This is a genomic window from Hydrogenophaga sp., assembly GCF_019635465.1.
Classification (GTDB): Bacteria; Pseudomonadota; Gammaproteobacteria; order Burkholderiales; family Burkholderiaceae_C; genus Hydrogenophaga.
This window is the reverse complement of sequence record NZ_JAHBZK010000012.1, coordinates 23,016-43,520: the sequence shown is the minus strand read 5'-3', so window position 1 is coordinate 43,520 and position 20,505 is coordinate 23,016. Positions and strand designations below refer to the sequence as shown.

15 protein-coding genes are annotated in these 20,505 nt (G+C 66.8%); 1 reads left to right on the top strand and 14 read right to left on the bottom strand.

Translation table 11 applies throughout. The features are described 5' to 3' along the window. The first annotated feature begins 4 nt into the window (after positions 1–4). Positions 5–3,109, top strand: a complete 3,105-nt coding sequence (locus tag KF871_RS12185; protein WP_291142643.1) for a hypothetical protein — start codon at positions 5–7, stop codon at positions 3,107–3,109. Between the two features lie 53 nt (positions 3,110–3,162). On the opposite strand, the gene ftsZ is transcribed toward KF871_RS12185, so the two are convergent. The 14 genes from ftsZ to rsmH form a co-directional block, all read right to left on the bottom strand. After that, positions 3,163–4,389: a cell division protein FtsZ gene (gene ftsZ, locus KF871_RS12180; RefSeq protein ID WP_291142641.1), complete on the bottom strand. Its 1,227-nt coding sequence runs from the start codon at positions 4,387–4,389 to the stop codon at positions 3,163–3,165. A gap of 162 nt (positions 4,390–4,551) precedes the next feature. Next, positions 4,552–5,781 carry a cell division protein FtsA gene (ftsA, locus tag KF871_RS12175; protein ID WP_291142638.1) on the bottom strand — a complete coding sequence of 410 codons (1,230 nt, stop codon included), beginning with the start codon at positions 5,779–5,781 and terminating at the stop codon, positions 4,552–4,554. Positions 5,782–5,796: 15 nt separating this feature from the next. After that, positions 5,797–6,582, bottom strand: a complete 786-nt coding sequence (locus KF871_RS12170; RefSeq protein ID WP_291142635.1) for a cell division protein FtsQ/DivIB — start codon at positions 6,580–6,582, stop codon at positions 5,797–5,799. A gap of 14 nt (positions 6,583–6,596) precedes the next feature. Continuing rightward, positions 6,597–7,538, bottom strand: a complete 942-nt coding sequence (locus KF871_RS12165; RefSeq protein ID WP_291142632.1) for a D-alanine--D-alanine ligase — start codon at positions 7,536–7,538, stop codon at positions 6,597–6,599. A gap of 147 nt (positions 7,539–7,685) precedes the next feature. Next, positions 7,686–9,086, bottom strand: a complete 1,401-nt coding sequence (murC, locus tag KF871_RS12160; protein WP_291142629.1) for a UDP-N-acetylmuramate--L-alanine ligase — start codon at positions 9,084–9,086, stop codon at positions 7,686–7,688. Further along, on the bottom strand, positions 9,083–10,162 hold the full coding sequence (gene murG / locus KF871_RS12155; protein ID WP_291142625.1) for an undecaprenyldiphospho-muramoylpentapeptide beta-N-acetylglucosaminyltransferase: 1,080 nt from the start codon (positions 10,160–10,162) through the stop codon (positions 9,083–9,085). Before murG ends, murC begins: the two co-directional genes overlap by 4 nt. A 154-nt stretch (positions 10,163–10,316) precedes the next feature. Continuing rightward, complete coding sequence (gene ftsW / locus KF871_RS12150; RefSeq protein ID WP_291142622.1) at positions 10,317–11,630, bottom strand: putative lipid II flippase FtsW; 1,314 nt, start codon at positions 11,628–11,630, stop codon at positions 10,317–10,319. After that, complete coding sequence (gene murD, locus KF871_RS12145; protein ID WP_291142619.1) at positions 11,627–13,456, bottom strand: UDP-N-acetylmuramoyl-L-alanine--D-glutamate ligase; 1,830 nt, start codon at positions 13,454–13,456, stop codon at positions 11,627–11,629. The genes ftsW and murD overlap by 4 nt, the downstream gene beginning before the upstream one ends. Next, entirely contained in the window at positions 13,453–14,631 is a 1,179-nt protein-coding gene (gene mraY / locus KF871_RS12140) for a phospho-N-acetylmuramoyl-pentapeptide-transferase (RefSeq protein WP_291142616.1), read from the bottom strand. The genes murD and mraY overlap by 4 nt, the downstream gene beginning before the upstream one ends. After that, entirely contained in the window at positions 14,621–16,048 is a 1,428-nt protein-coding gene (gene murF, locus KF871_RS12135) for a UDP-N-acetylmuramoyl-tripeptide--D-alanyl-D-alanine ligase (protein WP_291142613.1), read from the bottom strand. The genes mraY and murF overlap by 11 nt, the downstream gene beginning before the upstream one ends. Then, positions 16,045–17,556, bottom strand: coding sequence for a UDP-N-acetylmuramoyl-L-alanyl-D-glutamate--2,6-diaminopimelate ligase (locus tag KF871_RS12130; protein ID WP_291142610.1), 1,512 nt, complete (start codon positions 17,554–17,556; stop codon positions 16,045–16,047). The genes murF and KF871_RS12130 overlap by 4 nt, the downstream gene beginning before the upstream one ends. Then, entirely contained in the window at positions 17,556–19,289 is a 1,734-nt protein-coding gene (locus tag KF871_RS12125) for a penicillin-binding protein 2 (RefSeq protein WP_291142608.1), read from the bottom strand. Before KF871_RS12125 ends, KF871_RS12130 begins: the two co-directional genes overlap by 1 nt. Further along, the gene (gene ftsL / locus KF871_RS12120) at positions 19,286–19,582 is read right to left on the bottom strand and encodes a cell division protein FtsL (protein WP_291142606.1); all 297 of its coding nucleotides are present in this window, start codon (positions 19,580–19,582) and stop codon (positions 19,286–19,288) included. The genes KF871_RS12125 and ftsL overlap by 4 nt, the downstream gene beginning before the upstream one ends. Then, complete coding sequence (gene rsmH, locus KF871_RS12115; RefSeq protein WP_291142604.1) at positions 19,579–20,502, bottom strand: 16S rRNA (cytosine(1402)-N(4))-methyltransferase RsmH; 924 nt, start codon at positions 20,500–20,502, stop codon at positions 19,579–19,581. Before rsmH ends, ftsL begins: the two co-directional genes overlap by 4 nt. Positions 20,503–20,505: the final 3 nt, after the last annotated feature.

Below are 20,505 nucleotides of genomic sequence, written 5' to 3'. Positions count from 1 at the left end.
CAACATGATCAAAGACAAAACCCATCGCACTTCCGTCTCAAGCACGGGCACAAGCCAGCCCTTCGAGCAGGCGCCCCCACGATCAGCCGAGGCCCGTATCGACAAGGTGCAGGTGCACCAGACCACCAATGACAAAGGGCATCTGCGCCTCACGATGACCCTGCCCGTTCATGAACTGGGCGCGCAACAAACCCAGCAGTTCAAGGCCATGGTCTCCATGAAGCTGGCGACCCTCTACCCGGGGCGCCTGCAACCCGCTCAACCGAACACGCCACCTGACAAGCACGTCATTGATCTCGATCTGAGCTTCTTCGAACGCTGGGATGTGGAGAACACGCTGACGATGCTCGACACCGCCTTCAAGGTGACGAGGACGTTCGGCTGGAGTTCCCAGGTGCTGGAGGCCGTGTTGGACAACCCATCCACATCGGTGCAACACCCGTCAGATCTGGGGGTGATCATTGAAGGGCACAACGACGAGCGGGTTCGCGCCGTGCCGGGCATGAATGAAGACCAGGCTGGTGCATTTGCCAAACTCTGCCTGAGCCTGGCCGGTGACCGGGCGGTGCCCCGGGGCGCACCGCTCATGCTGGACTTGTTGACCAAGACGCTGCGCGAGCCACATGCGCCATCGACCCACCGCATGCTGCTGGCCGCAACCCTCAAGACGCTGGACCTGTGTCGCGACCTCCACAACGCAGACCTCGCGGGCAAGCTGCTGGAGCGTCTGGCACTGTGCGTGACGACCGCACACGCTCAACTGCCCACGCAAGACCCTCTGCGCACCCAACTGGCTGAGGCAGGTGACTTCATTCTCCAGAAGTACAACGATGGCGAGTCGCTCCTGGCGCACCACGTGCTTTCTCTGCTCAATGCACACATCGATGATGCCCCACAGCACACGCACACATCGCTGTTGGAGCAGGAACCTGTTGATGCCCTGGTGGAATCGACAGCGACCCGCCTTTTCGATCAATGCGCCGGTCTGCGCACCGGCAGACGCGTGATTGAACAATTGCTTCACCTGGTGCAGTCGATACCGGGTGAGGCGGCGCAGACGTTGCGGCAGGAACTGTTCGACCGCACCCAGTATTTCAGCGAGACGGAGATTCTGGGAGAACGCAGCGCTGGCGCAGAAGACCGCGCCAGACTGGCGCTGAGCGAAAAGGGCCTGGACGTATCAATCGGCTGGGTCAATGGCTCACTTTCGCTGCGTCTGGATCAGGAGTTCATTCCCGATCGACATGCCGACCTGCTTGCGGCCTACGGGCAGGCCTGCACCCTGGACTTCGCCACCCTGGTTTTTCGGTTCCTGTTGGCGCAACCCGGCCTGAGCAGCAACCACCGTCGGGTGGCACTGGAGGCCGCGCTCAGGGTGTCCAGCAGCAACCCTGGCGACACGCCGTTGCCAGTGGATCAGCGCGACGCCCTGATTCAACTGGTTATGTATGCCTTGAGAGAACACCCCGGCGACGCCAACAACCTGCCCATCTGTTCTTCCCTTTGCGATCGGCTGCTGGAGCTGAACAACCCCGAGCTGGTGGCTGGGGCGCTTGGGCTTGAACTCGGCGATGACGCTGCCTGCCAGTTGCTGTTGGTCGGCATGGAGGTTCTGCTGGCCCAGCCGGACGGCATTCCCTGGCGCTACGCAGATGCCTGGAGGGCGAGCGCCGAACGGCTGATCGGGGTCATGGAGGAAACGGCACACAACAGCTTTGTCGCCATTCTGGATGCGCGCCTGGCCCGACAGGGCTTGAAAGGCAAGTCCCTGACGCTGCGCGATCTTTGCAGGCCGCACATCCAGGCCAGTGGCGGCGGCTTGCAAGCCGTCAGCAAGCTCTGGCGCAAGCTGTGTGAATTGCACGTGGCGCTGCACATGGTGAAGGACCCTGCCAAGGCAGTGACCCGACCGATCGACGAAGCCTTGATGCCGCTGAAGATTCTGTGCACCGCTGATCCTTTGGTGAACGCGCGGGTTCTTCTCGCTTCGGTGCAGGCCCTGTTGCGCATCGACTGCCCAGACACCGACCAGCTCCACAGGCTGAGGGTCAGATTCGAGTCGAATCACGAGATCCCGAACAACGCATTTGCAAACATCCTGCTGCAGGAGATTGCCGCAAGGGAGGTTGCCAACGATAAGAAGAGCCTTCGCGCGGCCTTGTGCTGCATGCTGATGTGCGCGGTGCCATGGTCGCCGTCCGTCGCTCAGGATCCGCAGTTGAAACAGACCCTGGGCCTGCTGTTTGAAGAACTGATCGCGTGCGGTTATGCACGCATGGCCGCTCACTTTCTGGTGCAGATTCAACAGGGCCTTCGTCACGCACCGGTGCTGTGGGAAGTCAAGAGCGGCGATCACGCACACGCCGAACTCGCGAGTCGGCTGGCCTCAGCGCTTCACGAGAACCGCGCGGATTTTGCGGGCGAAGCCGAGCGCGAATGGACCACCGCCATGGCCGCATGTCTCGCTCATCTGGGGGACAACTATGAATTCGCCCCCGAATGGTGGAGGCACATGCTGCAGTACGCCACGCACCACAGGCTGCGGGCAATCACCGCCATCACCACGCTGAGCCTGCAGGCAACCTCGCGCACCAGCCCACTCAACAGCCTGTTGGCCCATCAGGCCTGGCAGTCAGAACACTTCCTGGACAAGGTCTCCGTCTGGACCCAGGCCGGCCTCAACGCTGTGTTGGCCATTCTGAGCGGTTTGATAGCCGACGAAGGCAAGACAGGCGACAAACGCCTGGGCTTGCCATGGGGGGCACCCCCGATCGAATGGTTGGGCGACACCACGGTACTGCACCCGCAGTTCCCCGGCACGCCGGACGAGCCCGAGGCCAGCGTCGCGCGCCAATGGCCGGCGGCCAAGCCCTACCTGGTGCTCACCCACATGTTGATCAGCAACTTCAAGGACCTCTCCCCGCAGCACGAGACCAGGGTTCTGATCGACAAATGCTTGCGGCAACTGGTCGCAGACTTGTGCCTGCCCGTATTCGACGACGGCAGTACCAAGCCTTCCGACGTCGTGGCGATGCACGAGGCCATCGCCAGCTTGATACAGCACGATCTGGACCACTGGATCTACGAGCCGGACGATGATTCCTTCTAAGAACTCCCCTGGCCAGGTACCGGGGTGGGACTGAGCCCACCCCCAGGCACGCCTCAGTCCGCCTGCTTGCGCAGGAAGGCCGGGATCTCGAAGTCGTCCATGCCGCCCGATGCCAACGCATCCACCTTGGCCGCGGCCTGGGTGCGGTTGGTGCGCCAGACACTGGGCACCGCCATGTGCTGGTAGTCGGGCTGGCCGTTGCTCCCTGCCGCGCCCGCGCCGGGGCCACCCACGGCCTGGTTCACCGTCGGCACATTGAAGGGCACGTTGTCGGTACCGGTGCGCAGCACCTGCAGCGGCGGCGCCGTGCGGCGTGCGCCCTGGCGCGACAGGCCGGTGGCAACCACCGTCACACGCATCTCGTCGCCCAGGGTGTCGTCGTAGGCGGCACCGTAGATGACGTGGGCTTCGGCCGAGGCATAGGCGCGGATGGTGTTCATCGCCAGCTTGGACTCCGACAGCTTGAGCGAGCCCTTGGCCGCAGTGACCAGCACCAGCACGCCCTTGGCGCCCGAGAGGTCGATGCCTTCGAGCAGCGGGCAGGCCACGGCCTGCTCAGCGGCGATGCGCGCGCGGTCCGGGCCGGCTGCCGTGGCCGTGCCCATCATGGCCTTGCCGGGTTCACCCATCACGGTGCGCACGTCTTCGAAGTCGACGTTGACGTTGCCGTACTCGTTGATGATCTCGGCGATGCCGCCCACCGCGTTCTTGAGCACGTCGTTGGCGTGCGCAAAGGCTTCGTCCTGGGTGATGTCATCGCCCAGCACTTCGAGCAGCTTTTCGTTGAGCACCACGATCAGCGAGTCGACGTTGGCTTCGAGCTCGGCCAGGCCGTTGTCGGCGTTGGTCATGCGACGGCCGCCTTCCCAGTCGAACGGCTTGGTCACCACGCCGACGGTGAGGATGCCCATTTCCTTGGCCACGCGGGCGATCACCGGCGCGGCGCCAGTGCCGGTGCCACCACCCATGCCGGCGGTGATGAAGAGCATGTGCGCGCCGTCGATGGCTTCGCGGATGCTGTCCACCGCACCCTCGGCGGCCTCGCGGCCCTTCTCGGGCTTGCTGCCGGCGCCCAGACCGGTGATGCCGAGCTGAATGGTCTTGTGCGACGCGCTGCGGGCCAGTGCCTGCGCGTCGGTGTTGGCGCAGATGAACTCCACGCCCTGGACCTGGCGCGCAATCATGTGCTCGACCGCGTTGCCGCCGCCGCCGCCCACGCCGATGACTTTGATCTGCGTGCCCAGGTTGAATTCTTCGACTTCGATCATTTCGATGCTCATTGCGTACTCCTTGATGCAGTTGCCTGTTTGTCTGGTGATGTTCGGAAGGCCAGGGTTCGGGTCATCCGGGGGGTCCGGTGTGTTCGGCACACCGTCCTCGTCGTCGTCGACATCGCCACGTGGGGGGACCGTGGGCCAGGAGCAGGGTTTGTGGAGCGCTCATCAAAACGTCCCCACAAACCAGTTCTTCACGCGCTCGAAGGCGCTGGACATCGAGCCCGCCTTCTGCGCCACCTTGTGGCCACGCACCCTGGCCAGGCGTGCTTCTTCGAGCAAGCCCATGACCGTGGCGGCGCGCGTCTGCGCCACCATGTCGGACAGCGCGCTGGTGTAATTGGGCACGCCACGGCGCACCGGCTTCAGGAAGATGTCCTCACCGAGCTCGACCATGCCGGGCATGACCGAACTGCCACCGGTGAGCACGATGCCGCTGGAGAGCATTTCTTCGTGGCCGCTGTCGCGCAGCACCTGCTGCACCAGCGAGAAGATCTCCTCCACGCGGGGCTCGATCACGCCGGCCAGCGCCTGCCGACCCAGCATGCGCGGACCGCGATCGCCCAGGCCGGGCACCTCGACCTGGGTATCCGGGTCGGCCAGCAGCTGCTTGGCACAGCCACTCTCTACCTTGATGTCCTCGGCGTCCTTGGTCGGCGTGCGCAGCGCCATGGCGATGTCGCTGGTGATCAGGTCGCCAGCAATCGGAATGACCGCGGTGTGGCGGATCGCGCCGCCCGAGAAGATGGCCACGTCGGTGGTGCCGGCGCCAATGTCGACCAGCGCCACGCCAAGCTCTTTCTCGTCGTCGGTGAGCACTGCCTGACTCGAGGCCAGCGGGTTGAGCATGAGCTGATCCACTTCCAGCCCGCAGCGGCGCACGCACTTGATGATGTTCTCGGCCGCGCTCTGGGCGCCGGTGACGATGTGCACCTTGGCCTCCAGGCGGATGCCACTCATGCCGATCGGCTCTTTCACCTCCTGCCCGTCGATCACGAACTCCTGCGGCTCCACAAGCAGCAGGCGCTGGTCGGTCGAGATGTTGATGGCCTTGGCCGTCTCGATCACCCGTGCGACGTCGGTGGCGCTGACCTCGCGGTCCTTGATGGCCACCATGCCGCTGCTGTTGATGCCCCGGATGTGACTGCCGGTGATGCCGGTGTAGACGCGGGCAATGCGGCAGTCGGCCATCAGCTCGGCTTCTTTCAGGGCCTGCTGGATGCTTTGCACCGTGGCGTCGATGTTGACCACCACCCCGCGCTTGAGGCCGTGGCTCTCCGATACGCCCAGGCCGGCCAGCTTGAGCGTGCCGCCGGGCTGTACCTCGGCCACCACCACCATGATCTTGGCGGTGCCGATGTCGAGTCCGACGACGAGGTCCTTGTATTCCTTGGCCATGATGGGTGCGTGCGATTACCGTTTCGAGGTGGGAGTGGGTGCGTTGTCGGTGGTCACGCCGCGGATGCGCAGCGCGTAGCCGTTGGGGTAGCGCAGGTCGGCCGCCAGCAGCGGGCCGGCGTAGCGTTCGGTGAGCTGGGGCAGCGTGCCGACGAAGCGCTGCACACGGGCCGTGAGTTCGTCGGGCGTGCCGCGCCCGAGGTCGATGTCGGCACCGTTGTGCAGGTGGGCGCGCCAGCTGCCGCGCTCGCCCAGCTCCAGGCGTTCGATGCCCAGATCAATGCGCGCGAACACAGGTTGCAGGGTCTGGAACAGCGCCCACACATCGGCGGAGCGGCCTGCGGGCCCGACCAGTTCCGGCAGGTTGTCGGCGTCGTCCGGGCTGGCGTCAAAGACCTCGCCCAGCGTGTTGACCAGTTGGCCCGAGCCGGCCTCGCCCCACCAGGCCACCGGCTGGTGTTCTTCGATGGTGACGCGCAACCGGTTGGGAAAGTCGCGCTGGACCACTGCGCGACGCACCCAGGCCACTTGCTCGAACATCTCGCGCACCTGCTGCAGATCGATGGTGAGAAAGCTCGACGACAGCCGCGAGCGCATCTGCGTGGCCAGTTGCGCGCGCAGGGTCACCGCGTTCTGGTGGGAGACGTCACCGGCCACCACGATGCCCTTGACCGTCCAGACCGGGTGACGCACAGCCCAGGTCGCCACCGCGCCCAGCGACAGCAGCGCGAACACACCCAGCAGGAGCTGGGTGGCCAGGGCCATCAGCTTCACGTCCAGGGGCAGTTCGGTGTTCGCCATATCGCGTGGGGTGGTCAGGCGTTGTCCAGACTGGCGGTGGCCAGGATCTGTACACACAGGTCCTCGTAAGACAGGCCGGCGGCGCGCGCCGACATGGGCACGAGCGAATGGCCGGTCATGCCGGGCGAGGTGTTGATCTCGAGCAGGTAGGGCTTGCGGGTGGCGGCGTCGATCATCACGTCGGCGCGCGACCAGCCGCGGCAACCCAGGGTGCGGTAGGCCTGCAACACCAGCGCCTGGATCGCCACCTCTTCGCCAGCGGGCAAGCCGCAGGGCACGAGGTATTGGGTGTCGTCGGTGAAGTATTTGTTCTGGTAGTCGTAGTTGCCTTCGGGCGCGATGATGCGGATCACCGGCAGCGCACGCGCGCCGTCGTCCGTGCCCAGCACCGGGCAGGTCACCTCGTCGCCGCTGATGAACTGCTCGCACATCACCATCGGATCGAGCTTCGACGCCATGGCGTACGCAGCCTCGCACTCATCGGCACTCACCACCTTGCTCAGGCCGATGGTCGATCCCTCGCGCACCGGCTTGACGATCATGGGCGAGCCCAGTGCCGCAAAGGCTTCGCGCGTTTCGGTGGCGCTGCGCACCTGGCGCCAGGCGGGCGTGGACAGCCCCTCGGCCACCCAGATGCGCTTGGTCATCAGCTTGTCCATCGCCACGCTGGAGGCCATCACGCCAGGGCCGGTGTAGGGAATGCCCAGCAACTCCAGCGCGCCTTGCACCGTGCCGTCTTCACCAAAGCGCCCGTGCAGGGCAATGAAGCAGCGAGCAAATCCATCGCGCTTGAGCTCGCCCAGCTCGCGCTCGGCTGGGTCGAAAGCGTGCGCATCCACCCCTTTCGATTGCAGCGCCTTGAGCACCCCCGTGCCCGACATGAGCGAGACCTCGCGCTCGGCGGAGCGACCACCCATGAGCACGGCAACCTTACCGAAGGTCTTGACGTCAACCATGCTTGCTCCCGCATGACGAATGACGCGGCGCGTTGCGCCTGCATGACAAATGACCAGCAGATGCCCGCACGACGCAGTCATTTGTCATCGCAGCGCGCAGCGCGCCGTCATTCGTCATGAGCGCCCACAACGCGCAGTGATTTGCCATCATTTCGCCAACTCCATGATCTTTGCGGCGACGGCCCCCACCGAGCCGGCCCCCATGCACAGCACCACATCGCCATCGCGGCCGTTGTCGAGCACCGCTTGTGGCATGGCGGCGATGTCGTCGACGAACACCGGCTCGAGCTTGCCGGCCACGCGCAAGGCCCGCGCCAGCGATCGGCCGTCGGCCGCCACGATGGGGGCTTCGCCCGCGGCGTAGACCTCGGCCAGCAACACGGCGTCGGCCTGACCGATGACCTTGACGAAGTCCTCGAAGCAATCGCGCGTGCGGGTGTAGCGGTGCGGCTGAAAGGCCAGCACCAGGCGTCGGCCAGGGAAGGCACCGCGCGCGGCAGCGATGGTGGCCGCCATTTCGACCGGGTGGTGGCCGTAGTCGTCCACCACGGTGATGTGGCCACCGCCGGGCAGCAGGGCCTCGCCATAGCGCTGGAAGCGGCGCCCCACGCCTTTGAAATCCGCCAATGCCTTGCGCACGGCGTTGTCCGGCACACCGAGTTCGACCGCGATGCCGATGGCGGCGAGCGCGTTGAGCACGTTGTGGCGACCGGGCAGGTTGAGCACCACATCCATGTCGGGCAGCGCCACGCCATTGCGGCGCTGCACGGTGAAGTGCATCTGGCCGCCGACCGCACGCACGTTCAACGCACGCACCTGCGCGTCTTCGCTGTCGATGCCGTAGCTGGTGATCGGCCGCGCGATCTGCGGCAGGATCTCGCGCACCGCGGCGTCGTCCACGCACACCACGGCGGCGCCGTAGAACGGCATCTTGTGCAGGAACTCCACGAACGCCCCCTTGAGGCGCCCGAAGTCGTGCCCGTAAGTGTCCATGTGGTCGGCGTCGATGTTGGTGATCACCGAGATCATGGGCAGCAGGTTCAGGAACGAGGCGTCGGACTCATCGGCCTCGACCACGATGTATTCGCCGCTGCCCAGCGCCGCATTGGCACCCGCGCTGTTGAGCCGGCCACCGATGACGAAGGTCGGGTCCAGCCCCGCCTCGGCCAGCACACTGGCCACCAGGCTGGTGGTGGTGGTCTTGCCGTGTGTGCCGGCAATCGCCACGCCCTTCTTCAGGCGCATCAGCTCGGCCAGCATGACCGCGCGCGGCACCACAGGGATCAGCCGCGCATGCGCTGCGACCACCTCGGGGTTGTCGGCCTTCACGGCAGTGGAGGTGACGATGGCGTCTGCGCCGTCGATGTGCTGTGCGTCGTGCCCCTGGAACACCTCGGCGCCGAGCGCGGTCAGGCGGCGCGTGGCGGCCGAGTCGCCCAGGTCGCTGCCCGAGATGCGGTAACCCTGGTTGAGCAACACCTCGGCGATGCCGCTCATGCCGGCGCCACCGATGCCGACGAAATGGATGTGACGGATGGCGTGCTTCATTCGGATCTGACTTTCGCGAGTTCGGCGCAAGCGCCCACCACCGCTTCAACCGCACCGGTCCTGGCCACCGTGCGCGCCTTCTCGGCCATGGCCAGCAGGCGCTCGCGGTCCAGCGCCATCAGCAGCGCCGAGAGCTTTTCGGGTGTGAGTCCGGCCTGGGCTTCGAGCCAGGCCGCGCCGGCGTCGACCAGGAAGCGGGCGTTGTGCGTCTGGTGGTCGTCCACCGCCGCCGGGAACGGCACCAGCAGGGACGCCGCCCCCACGGCCGCCAGTTCGGTGACCGTGCTGGCGCCCGCGCGTGCGATGACCAGGTCGGCTTCGGCGTAAGCGCTGGCGGTGTCGTCGATGAAAGGGGTGAGCTCTGCGTCCACGCCGGCAGCGGCGTAGTTGGCGCGCAAGGCGTCGATCTGTTTCTCGCCGCTCTGGTGCAGCACCAATGGGCGTTGATCCAGCGGAATGCGCGCGAGCGCCTGGGGCACCACGCGATTGAGTGCCTGAGCGCCCAGGCTGCCGCCGACGATGAGCACCTTGAGTGGACCACCGCGGCCGGCAAAGCGCTCGGCCGGCGCGGCTTGCTGCAGGAAGGCCTCGCGCAAGGGGTTGCCCACCCACTCGGCCTTGGCCAGCGCATTCGGGAATGCACTGAAGCGGCGGTCGGCCACCTCGGCCAACACCTTGTTGGCCAGGCCGGCGATCGAGTTCTGTTCGTGCAACACCAGGGGTTTGCCCAGCAGAACACCCATCATCCCGCCCGGGAAGGTGATGTAGCCGCCCAGGCCCACCAGCACGTCGGGCTTGACCCGGCGCACCACCTGCAGGCTTTGCCAGAAGGCACGCAGCAGGTTCAGCGGCAACAACAGCTTGGTGAGCAAACCCTTGCCGCGCAAACCACCAAAGGCCACCGACTCCAGCGGGAACCCGCGCGGCGGCACCAGCCGGCTTTCCATGCTGGCGGGCGCGCCCAGCCAGTGCACGCGCCAGCCGCGCGCGCGCAACGCCTCGGCCACGGCCAGGCCCGGGAAGATGTGGCCACCGGTGCCGCCAGCCATCACGAGGGCGCAGGGTTGGCGGGTCATGCGCCTGTCCCTCCTGACGACGAATGACGCGGGGCTTCGCCCCCGCATGACGAATGACCGGACCGCGTCGGCGCACGGCAGTCATCTGTCATGAACGCCCGCAGGGCGACATCAATTGTCATCCGCACCGCAAAGCAGAAGGAGAAGGTGCACGTCACGATCGCACCCCCCGCATCATTTCGCGGTTCTCGTAGTCCACCCGCAGCACGATGGCCAGGGCCACCAGGTTGAGCAGAATGGCCGAGCCGCCGTAGCTCATGAACGGCAAGGTCAGGCCCTTGGTCGGCAAAGCACCGAGGTTGACCCCGATGTTGATGAAGGCCTGGAAGCCGAACCACAGGCCCACGCCCTGCGCCACCAGGCCCGCAAACACCTGGTCGAGCGCGATGGCCTGTCGGCCGATGTGCATGACGCGGCGCGTGAGCCACAGGAACAGGCCGATCAGCGTGACCACACCGGCGAGGCCGAACTCTTCGCCGATGACGGCCAGCAGGAAATCGGTGTGGGCTTCGGGCAGCCAGTTGAGCTTTTCAACACTACCGCCCAGGCCGACACCGAAGATTTCGCCGCGCCCGAAGGCAATCAGTGCGTGCGACAGTTGGTAGCCCTTGCCCAGCGCATGCTCTTCGCTCCAGGGATCGAGGTAGGCAAAGATGCGCTCGCGCCGCCATTCGCTGGCCATGATCATCATGGCGAAGGCCGCCACCACCACCGCCGCGATCAGGAAGAACATGCGTGCGTTGACGCCACCAAGGAACAGGATGCCCATGGCGATCACCACGATCACCATGAAGGCGCCCATGTCGGGCTGCGCCAGCAGCAGGGTGCCCACCACGCCCAGCGCCACCGCCATGGGCAGCACCGCCTGCCAGAAGTTCTCCTTGATCTCCATCTTGCGGACCATGTAGCTGGCCGCATACAGCAGCACCGAGAGCTTGCCGAGCTCGGACGGCTGGAAGTTCATGATGCCCAGCGAGATCCAGCGCCGCGCGCCGTTGACACCCTTGCCAATGACCGGGATCAGCACCACCACCATCAGGACCAGCGCGATCGCGAAGAGATAGGGTGCCAGGCGTTCCCAGGTCTTGACGGGCACCTGGAACGCCAGCAACGCCGCCACAACGCCGATGACCATCGACATGGCATGGCGCACCACGAAATGGGTGTGGGTGTAAGCCGCGAAACGCGGGTTGTCGGGCAAGGCGATGGAGGCGGAATACACCATGACCAGGCCCCAGGCCATGATGGCGAACACCACCCACATGAGGGGCTGGTCGAAACCGGTCACGCCGACCGACACGCCACGTGCGCGGCCGTAGCTGCGGCTGGACAAACGCACCGGGATGTCCCCTGCCCCAGCCAGATCGGCACCGCCGAGCGCGGGCAACCAGCCGAACAGGCGCGCACGCAGCGCCGCCCAGCGACCGGGTGTCGCCGCCTTGACGGTGCTGGCCTTGCGTTTGCTCACAGACCACCCTCCAGGCTCATGCCGCGCGCCTCGGCCAGTTCACGCACCGCAGCCACAAACACCTCGGCGCGGTGCTCGTAGTTGCGGAACTGGTCCAGGCTGGCGCAGGCCGGCGACATCAGCACCGCATCGCCCGACTGCGCCAGCGTCGCCGCCTGCGACACCGCGGCTTCCAGATGGCCAACGTCCTCCACGCCCACGCCAGCGGCCGACAGGGCGTCGCCGATCGACGCGCGAATCAGGGCGGCGTCACGGCCGATCAGCAGCACGGCGCGCGCGTGGCGCGCCAGCGCGTCGGCCAGCGGCGCGAAGTCCTGCCCCTTGCCGTCGCCGCCCAGAATGACCACGAGGCGGCGCTCGGCACCCAGGCCGTTGACCGCCGCGAGCGTCGCACCCACGTTGGTGCCCTTGCTGTCGTCGAAGTACTCGACGCCATCCAGGATGGCGACCGGCTCCACGCGGTGTGGCTCGCCACGGTACTCGCGCAGCCCATGCAGCATCGGCCCCAGCGGTGCACCGGTGGAGGTGGCCAGCGCCAGCGCAGCCAGGGCGTTGGCCGCGTTGTGGCGGCCGCGAATGCGCAAGGCCTCGGCCGGCATGAGGCGCTGGAAGTAGAGCTCTTCGTCCTCAATGGCGCCGCGGGCCTTGCTGCGCGTTTCGTCGAGCGCCAGCGCCCGCACCAGCCAGGTCATGCCATTGACGGTTTCCAGACCCCAGTCGCCGGCACGGTCGGGTGCATCGAGCCCGAAGCTGCACCACGCCCGCGCGGGCACCTGCCGGTTGCGGTTGCCGATCTTGACGGTGACCAGGCCCGGCTTCATGGCGATGACCCGCGGATCGTCGCGGTTGAGCACCATCAAAGCCTGCGCACCGAACACCGCCGCCTTGGCCTGCGCATAAGCGTCCATGCTGCCGTGCCAGTCGAGGTGGTCTTCGGTGAGGTTGAGCACCGTCGCTGCGGTGGGCACCGACGCCCAGGCGCTCTCACTGGCGCCTTCACCGTTGCGATCGGCTGCGCCGTCGAGCTGGAAGCTCGAGAGCTCGAGCACCCAGGCGCGCGGCAGATGCGGTGGCGGCACCGGCGGTGCGGGGGGCGGCACCAGCAGCGTGGGACCGTCATCGTCCTCGTCGTCGACGTTCGCGACAGGCTCCGTGTCGACGTCAACGCCGTCAGCGGCGGGGGCTTCGTCGTCGCGGGTCGCTTCGTCGGCATCAGACGGGGGCACGTCAAGCGCAACCGGCGCGTCTGCGCTGTCCGCCTCGGCTTCAGCCGCTTGCGCTGCCGCACGTTCATCGTCCGCCTGCTGTGCCAGTGCTTCGGCGTCGAGTGCGGCCGTCAACACGTCCAGCATGGCCGGACCGATATTGCCCGCGGTGGCCACCTGCCAGCCCGTGCGCTCCAGCAGCAAGGCGCACAGAGACGTGACCGTGGTCTTGCCGTTGGTGCCGGTGATGGCCAGCACCTGGGGCCGGTAGGGAAAGCGCTCGCGTTGCGACAGCGCGTGCAGGGCCTGCGCAAACAGATCGAGTTCGGTCGCCACCGCCGTGCCGCTGGTCCGTGCATGCGCGAACACCGCTTGCAGAGCCGTGGGCGCCAGGCCGGGGCTGCGCGCGATCAGGGCCCAGGATGCGCGCGCGAGCAGCGCGTCGTCGAACGACCCGGCGATGAACGTCGCTTGCGGACAGGTCTGGCGCAGCGCAGCCAATTGCGGCGGCTGCTCGCGCGTGTCGGCCACCGTCACGCGCGCGCCCTGGCGCGCGCACCAACGCGCCATCGACAGGCCGGAGGTGCCGAGACCGAGGATGAGGACGGGTTGATCGGTCATCGCAGCTTGAGGGTGGACAGGCCGATCAGGCACAGCAGCATGGTGATGATCCAGAAGCGCACCACCACCTGGGTCTCCTTCCAGCCCTTCTTTTCGAAGTGGTGGTGCAACGGCGCCATCTGGAACAGGCGACGGCCCTCGCCGAAGCGCTTCTTCGTGTACTTGAAGTAGCTCACCTGCAGCATCACCGACAGGGCTTCGACGACGAAGATGCCGCCCATGATGGCGAGCAGGATCTCCTGGCGCACGATCACGGCGATGGTGCCCAGTGCGCCGCCGAGCGCGAGTGCGCCGACATCACCCATGAACACCTGCGCCGGGTGGGTGTTGAACCAGAGAAAGGCCAGGCCCGCGCCGGCCATGGCCGCGCAGAAGATGAGCAGTTCGCCCGCGCCGGGAATGTGTGGCAGCAGCAGGTAGCGCGCGAACACGGCGTTGCCCGTGACGTAGCAGAACACGCCCAGGGCCGAGCCCACCATGACCACCGGCATGATGGCCAGCCCGTCCAGGCCATCGGTGAGGTTGACCGCGTTGCTGGCCCCCACGATCACGAGGTAGGTGAGGATCACGAAGCCCACCACACCCAGGGGGTAGCTCACCTCCTTGAAGAAGGGCACGAGAAAGCCCGATTGCGGCGGCAGATCGACGGTGAAGCCGGATTTGACCCAGTCGATGAAGAGCTCGAAGACCCGTGCGTTGCTGGTCTCGGACACGGCGAACACGAGGTAGAACGCCGCCACCAGGCCGATGACGGACTGCCAGAAGTACTTCTCGCGCGAGCGCATGCCTTCGGGGTTCTTGTGCACCACCTTGCGCCAGTCGTCCGCCCAGCCGACGGCACCGAAGCCCACCGTCACCAGCAGCACGATCCACACGAAGCGGTTGCTCCAGTTGAACCACAGCAGTGTGGACAGCGCGATGGCGAACAGGATGAGCACGCCGCCCATGGTGGGGGTTCCCCCCTTGGACAGGTGGGTCTGCATCGCGTACTCGCGAATCGGCTGACCGATCTTGAGCGCGGCCAGGCGGCGGATGAACCACGGCCCCGCCACCAGCCCCACCACCAACGCAGTGACAGCCGCCATCACCGCACGGAAGGTGAGGTACTGAAAGACCCGCAGAAAGCCCAGGTCGGGCGAGAGGCCTTGCAGCCAGAGAGCGACGCTAGGCAGCATGCGATCCGTCCTTGTTGTTCTGTTCCTGGGTCGGGTCGAGCGCGCGCACCGCACGCACCACGCGCTCCATGCGCATGAATCGGGACCCCTTGACCAACACGCTGGCCACTGCGCCGGTGGACACCTCGGCCGCCACATCGGCGGCCAGTGCGTCCACGTCGTCCACCACCTGGGGCGCGGGTTCGCCTGAGGCACGCAGCGCCAGCGTGGCGGCACGCATGAACTCGCCACTCACACGGACCTCGTCGATGCCGCGCGCAAAGGCATGGCGCAACACCTCCAGGTGAAACGCCAATCCCTGATCGCCCACCTCGCCCATGTCGCCCAGTACCAGCAGGTGCGGGCCTGGCAAAGTGCCCAGTACCTCGATGGCGGCACGCACCGAGTCGGGGTTGGCGTTGTAGCTGTCGTCCACCAGGGTCACGACTCGCCCGTCGATCTGCAGCGCCAGCGCGCGCGAACGCCCACCGACCGGCTCGAACGCATTGAGACCTTGCGCGATCGCCGCCAGCGGCAGGCCCGCAGCCACTGCACAGGCAGCGGCCGCCAGCGCATTGCGCACGTTGTGCTGCCCGGCGATACGCAGCGTGACCTCGGCATCGCCCAGCGGCGTGGCCATGTGCAGTGCCCAGGCCTCACCCAGCCAACGGGCCGAATGCGCGCGCACGGTAGCTTCGGGATCGACATCGCTGAACGAGACGACGCGCCGCTCCGCAGCCAGCGATTGCCAGAGCGGGGTGTGGATGTCGTCGCTCGGGAACACGGCCACGCCATCGGCGGCCAGCGCCGAGATCACGCTGCCGTTCTCGCGCGCGACCGCTTCGATGCTGCTCATGAACTCCTGGTGCTCGCGCTGGGCGTTGTTGACCAGGGCCACCGTGGGTGCCGCCACAGTGGCCAGCTGAGTGATCTCACCCGGGTGGTTCATGCCGAGCTCAACCACCGAGCAACGGTGCGACGCGTTCAAGCGCAGCAGCGTCAGCGGCACACCGATGTGGTTGTTGAAGTTGCCTTGCGTGGCGTGCGCAGCCTCGCCCGCGTGGGCGCGCAGGATGCTGGCGATCATCTGGGTGACCGTGGTCTTGCCATTGCTGCCGGTGACGGCGATCAGCGGCAGATCGAACTGTGCACGCCAGTCGTGCGCCAGCTGCAACAGGGCGGCAAAGCTGTCCGGCACCTCGACACCGGGCAACCCCGCTGCCACGAGTCCGTGCTCGGCCACCGCGCCCACTGCGCCGGCCGCCAGCGCCTGCGGCAGAAAGTCGTGCGCGTCGAAGCGCTCACCTTTGAGCGCCACGAACAGATCGCCCGCTTGAAGGCTGCGCGTGTCGGTGTGCACCCGCAGCACCGGCGCATTGATCGCACCCATGGCCCGCGCGTTGGTGAGGCCTGACAGCAGCTCGGCGATGGTCTTCATGCGGCAACCCCTCTGCGCGTCGCCAGCGCCGTGCGCGCGTGCGCCAGGTCGGAGAACGGTGACTTCACGCCGGCCACCTCCTGGTAATCCTCATGCCCCTTGCCGGCCACCAGCACTACATCAGCAGGCGCTGCCTCGCGCACCACCCAGGCGATGGCCTCGGCGCGGTCGACGATGGTCCGGGCGGCCTGGGCCGATGACAGCCCCTGCGCCATCTGCTCCAGGATCGATTCGGGCGCCTCGCAGCGTGGGTTGTCGCTGGTCAGTACCGCGCGATCGCTGTCGCGCTCGGCCACGGCGGCCATCAGGGGCCGCTTGCCCGGATCGCGGTCACCCCCACAGCCGATCACCACCCACAGCCGGCCCTGGCGGGCGTGGGCCAGGGGCTTGGCGGCGCGCAGCGCCTTCTCGAGCGCATCCGGCGTGTGGGCGTAGTCCACCAGCACCAGGGGTTGATCGGGCTGGTCGGCGCATGCCGGCTCCATGCGACCAGGCACCGGCGTCAGTGCGCCCAGACCTTGCAACACCGCACCCATGGACACACCCAACGCCCGCGCAGCGGCCATCACCCCCAGCAGGTTGTGCACGTTGTAGCGGCCGACCATGGGCACGCGCACCTGGCTGCGGTGGCGCTCGTTGCCTAGGTGGTCGCGCTCGACCAGATCGAAGGCCAGGCCCTCGGCGGTCACTTGAAGCGCTTGCGCCATCAACCGCGCCGGGGCGTCGATGGCCACCGTCCAGACGTCCAGGCCGCGCCCGGCCAGATGGTCGGGCAACAAAGCGCCGCGGGCGTCGTCGATGTTGACCACAGCGGCCTTGAGACCCACCCAGTCGAACAGGGCCTGTTTGGCAGCCCAATAGGCTTCCATCGAACCGTGGTAGTCGAGGTGGTCTTGCGTGAAGTTGGTGAACACACCCACCGAAATGCGGGTGCCATTGAGACGCCCTTCGACCACACCGATGGACGAGGCCTCGATGGCCACGGCGCGCAGGCCCGCATCCACAAAACGCCGCAACTGGTGTTGCAACTGCACCGGGTCGGGCGTGGTCAGGCCGGTGACCTGCAATGCCTCGCCCGGGCGACCCATGCCGAGCGTGCCGACCACCGCGGCCGGGTGGTCGCAGGCCGACAGCAGTTGCGCCAGCCACCAGGCGCTGGACGTCTTGCCATTGGTGCCGGTGATGGCCACAACCTCGAGCGCGCCACTGGGCTCGTGGCAGAACGCGCTGGCAATGGGGCCCGCCTGCACCTTCAACGATGGCACCGCGAGCACGCGGGGATCGTCGCGAAAGCCAAACGCCTCCAGGCCCTCACGCTCGACGACCGCCGCGCCGGCGCCCGCGTGCAAGGCGTCCTCGACAAACCGGCGACCGTCGGTGGCCGCGCCCGGCCAGGCCACGAATCCGTCGCCTGGGCGCACACGACGGCTGTCGCACACCAGTTCGCCGGTCACGCTGGCGCGCAACCAGGTGGCAGCGGCCAGGGGTTGGATGAGTGTCTGCACCATCAGAACGACTCCTCCACCGGCTCGGCATTGATCTGCGGTTTGACGTTCATGTCGGGCTGCACGCCAAGAATGCGCAGGGTCTGCTGCACGGTTTCGCTGAAGACCGGCGCCGCCACCGTGCCGCCGTAGAACTGGCCGTCGCGCGGCTCATCGATCATCACGGCGACGATGATGCGCGGCTGCTCGATCGGCGCGATGCCCACGAAGAACCCGCGGTACTTGTCTTCGGCGTAGCCCTTGCCTTCCTGCTTGCGCGCTGTACCGGTCTTGCCACCCACCGAGTAGCCCATGGTCTGTGCCTTGGTGGCCGTACCGCCGGGTTGCGTGGCCAGCCCCAGCATGTGGCGCACGGCGCGCGTATTGGCCGCGCTGAACACACGAACGCCCTGCGCGGGCGTTTCGCTGCGCAGCAGGGTCAGCGGAATCAACTCGCCGTCGCGCGCAAAGATGGTGTAGGCCTGCGCCAGCTGGAACAGTGACGTCGACAGACCGTAGCCGTAGCTCATCGTGGCCTGCTCGATCGGGCGCCAGCTTTTGTAAGGCCGCAGCCGGCCGGCCACCGCGCCCGGAAACGGCACGTGCGGCTTCTGCCCGAAGCCGGCCTGCGCATAGGTTTCCCACATCTCGCGCGGGCTCATCTGCATGGCCAGCTTGACCGTGCCGACGTTGCTCGACTTCTGGATGATCTGCGAGACGGTCAGCACCTCGGAGGGGTGTGTGTCGCGGATGGTGGAGCCACCAATCGTGATGCGCCCCGGCGCGGTATTGACCGGCGTATTGGGGGTGACCATGCCTTTGTCGAGCGCCAGCGCCGTGATGAAGGGCTTCATCGTCGAGCCGGGCTCGAAGGTGTCGGTCAGCACACGGTTGCGCAACTGCTCGCCGCTGAGGTTGCGGCGGTGGTTGGGGTCGTAGCTGGGGTAGTTGGCCAGCGCAAGCACCTCGCCCGTGATGGTGTCGACCACGATCACGCTGCCGGCGCGCGCCTTGTGCAGTTGCACCGCTTCGCGCAGTTTCTGCCAGGCGAAGTACTGAACCTTGCTGTCGATGGACAGTTGCAGATCGGGCCCGTCGACCGGCGGCACCACGTCGCGCACATCCTCCACCACGCGGCCCAGGCGATCCTTGATGACACGGCGCGAACCCGCCTTGCCGGCCAACTGCTGATTGAAGGCCAGCTCCACGCCCTCCTGCCCGCGATCCTCGACGTTGGTGAAGCCCACGACATGCGCGGCGGCCTCACCCTCGGGGTACTGACGCTTGTACTCGCGGCGCTGATAGATGCCCTTGATGTCCAGCTCCGATATCTGCCTGGCCACCGGCTCATCCACCTGGCGCTTGATCCAGACGAAGCTCTTGTCGTCGTCGGCCAGGCGTTTGCGCAGCTCACTCAACGGCATGTCGAGCAGACGCGCCAGTTCCCGCAGTTTGGGGTGACGCTTGTCCACGTCGTCTGGTATCGCCCAGATGCTCTGGGCCACCACGCTGGAAGCCAGGATCAGGCCATTGCGGTCCAGCACGCGTCCCCGGTTGGCCGGCAGGTCGAGCGTGCGGGCATAGCGCACTTCACCCTGGCGCTGGAAGAAGTCGTTGCCCAGCACCTGCACATACGCAGCCCGGGCCGCCAGCCCCGCGAAGGCCATGGCCAGGCAGGCCACGATGAACTTGCTTCGCCACACCGGCGTCTTGCTGGCCAGCAAGGGGCTGGAGGTGTAGTTGATGCTGCGCCTCATCGCGTCGTCTCCGTCGTGGGCGCAGGCGACGCGGCCGGATTGACGTATTGCGTGATGCCGGGCGTCACCGATCGCATTTGCAGCTGCTTGGCGGCCAACTGCTGCACGCGGGCCGGAGTGGCCTGCGCGCGGCGCTGCACCACCAGTTGCTCGTGTTCGGCATCCAGACGGCGACCCTGTGCCTGCGCCTTGTCCAGCGCGGCGTAGACGCGGCGCGACTCGTACTGGGTGTGCACCAGATAGAACGCGCTGGCCAGCACCGCCAGCAGCAGCACCAGGTTGAGGCGGATCACGGCGACACCCCCGTTCGGGTGGCCACGCGCATGACGGCACTTCGCGCACGCGGGTTGCCGGCGACCTCACCGGCGGAAGGCATCACCCGCGACACGTCCACCAACTGCATGGGCGCCGGCTCGGCAAAAGGAGCACGTCGGTCCACCACGGTGCGCGAATGGCGCGCCATGAACTGCTTGACCATGCGGTCTTCCAGAGAGTGGAAGCTGATGACCACGAGTCGCCCGCCTTCCTTGAGCACAACCAGGCTGGCGGCTAGCGCCGCTTGCAGTTCTTCAAGCTCGGCGTTGATGAAAATCCGAAGAGCCTGAAATGTGCGCGTTGCAGGGTCCTTGCCCGGCTCGCGGGTTTTGACCGCGCCAGCCACGACTTCGGCCAGCTCACGGGTGGTTCGAAAAGGGCCCCGTTCCTGTCGGCGGCGATCAATCGCCTTTGCAATCGGTGCAGCAAACCGTTCTTCGCCATAGTCACGAATGACCTCCGCCAGGGTGGATACCGAAACCGTCTCGAGCCACTGGGCGACGCTTTGCCCCCGCGTGGTGTCCATGCGCATGTCCAGCGGACCGTCGTGGCGAAACGAGAAGCCGCGCGACGGGTCGTCGATCTGGGGAGAGCTCACGCCGAGATCCATCAAGACGCCGTCCACCACGGATGGCCCCAGTTCGCTCAGTGCGCGAAAACCTTCGTGGCGCACCTGCAGGCGCACATCCGATGCGGCCAACGCCTGCGCCACCTCGATCGCCTGGGGATCTTTGTCGAAGACGGTCAATCGCCCAGCGGGCGAGAGCCTCTGCAGGATGGCGCGGCTGTGACCGCCGCGCCCGAAGGTCGCGTCCACATAGTGCCCGTCCGGGTTGATCGACAGCGCCTCGACGGCTTCGTTCAACAGGACGGTCTGGTGTGCCCATGCCGTTTGCACCGC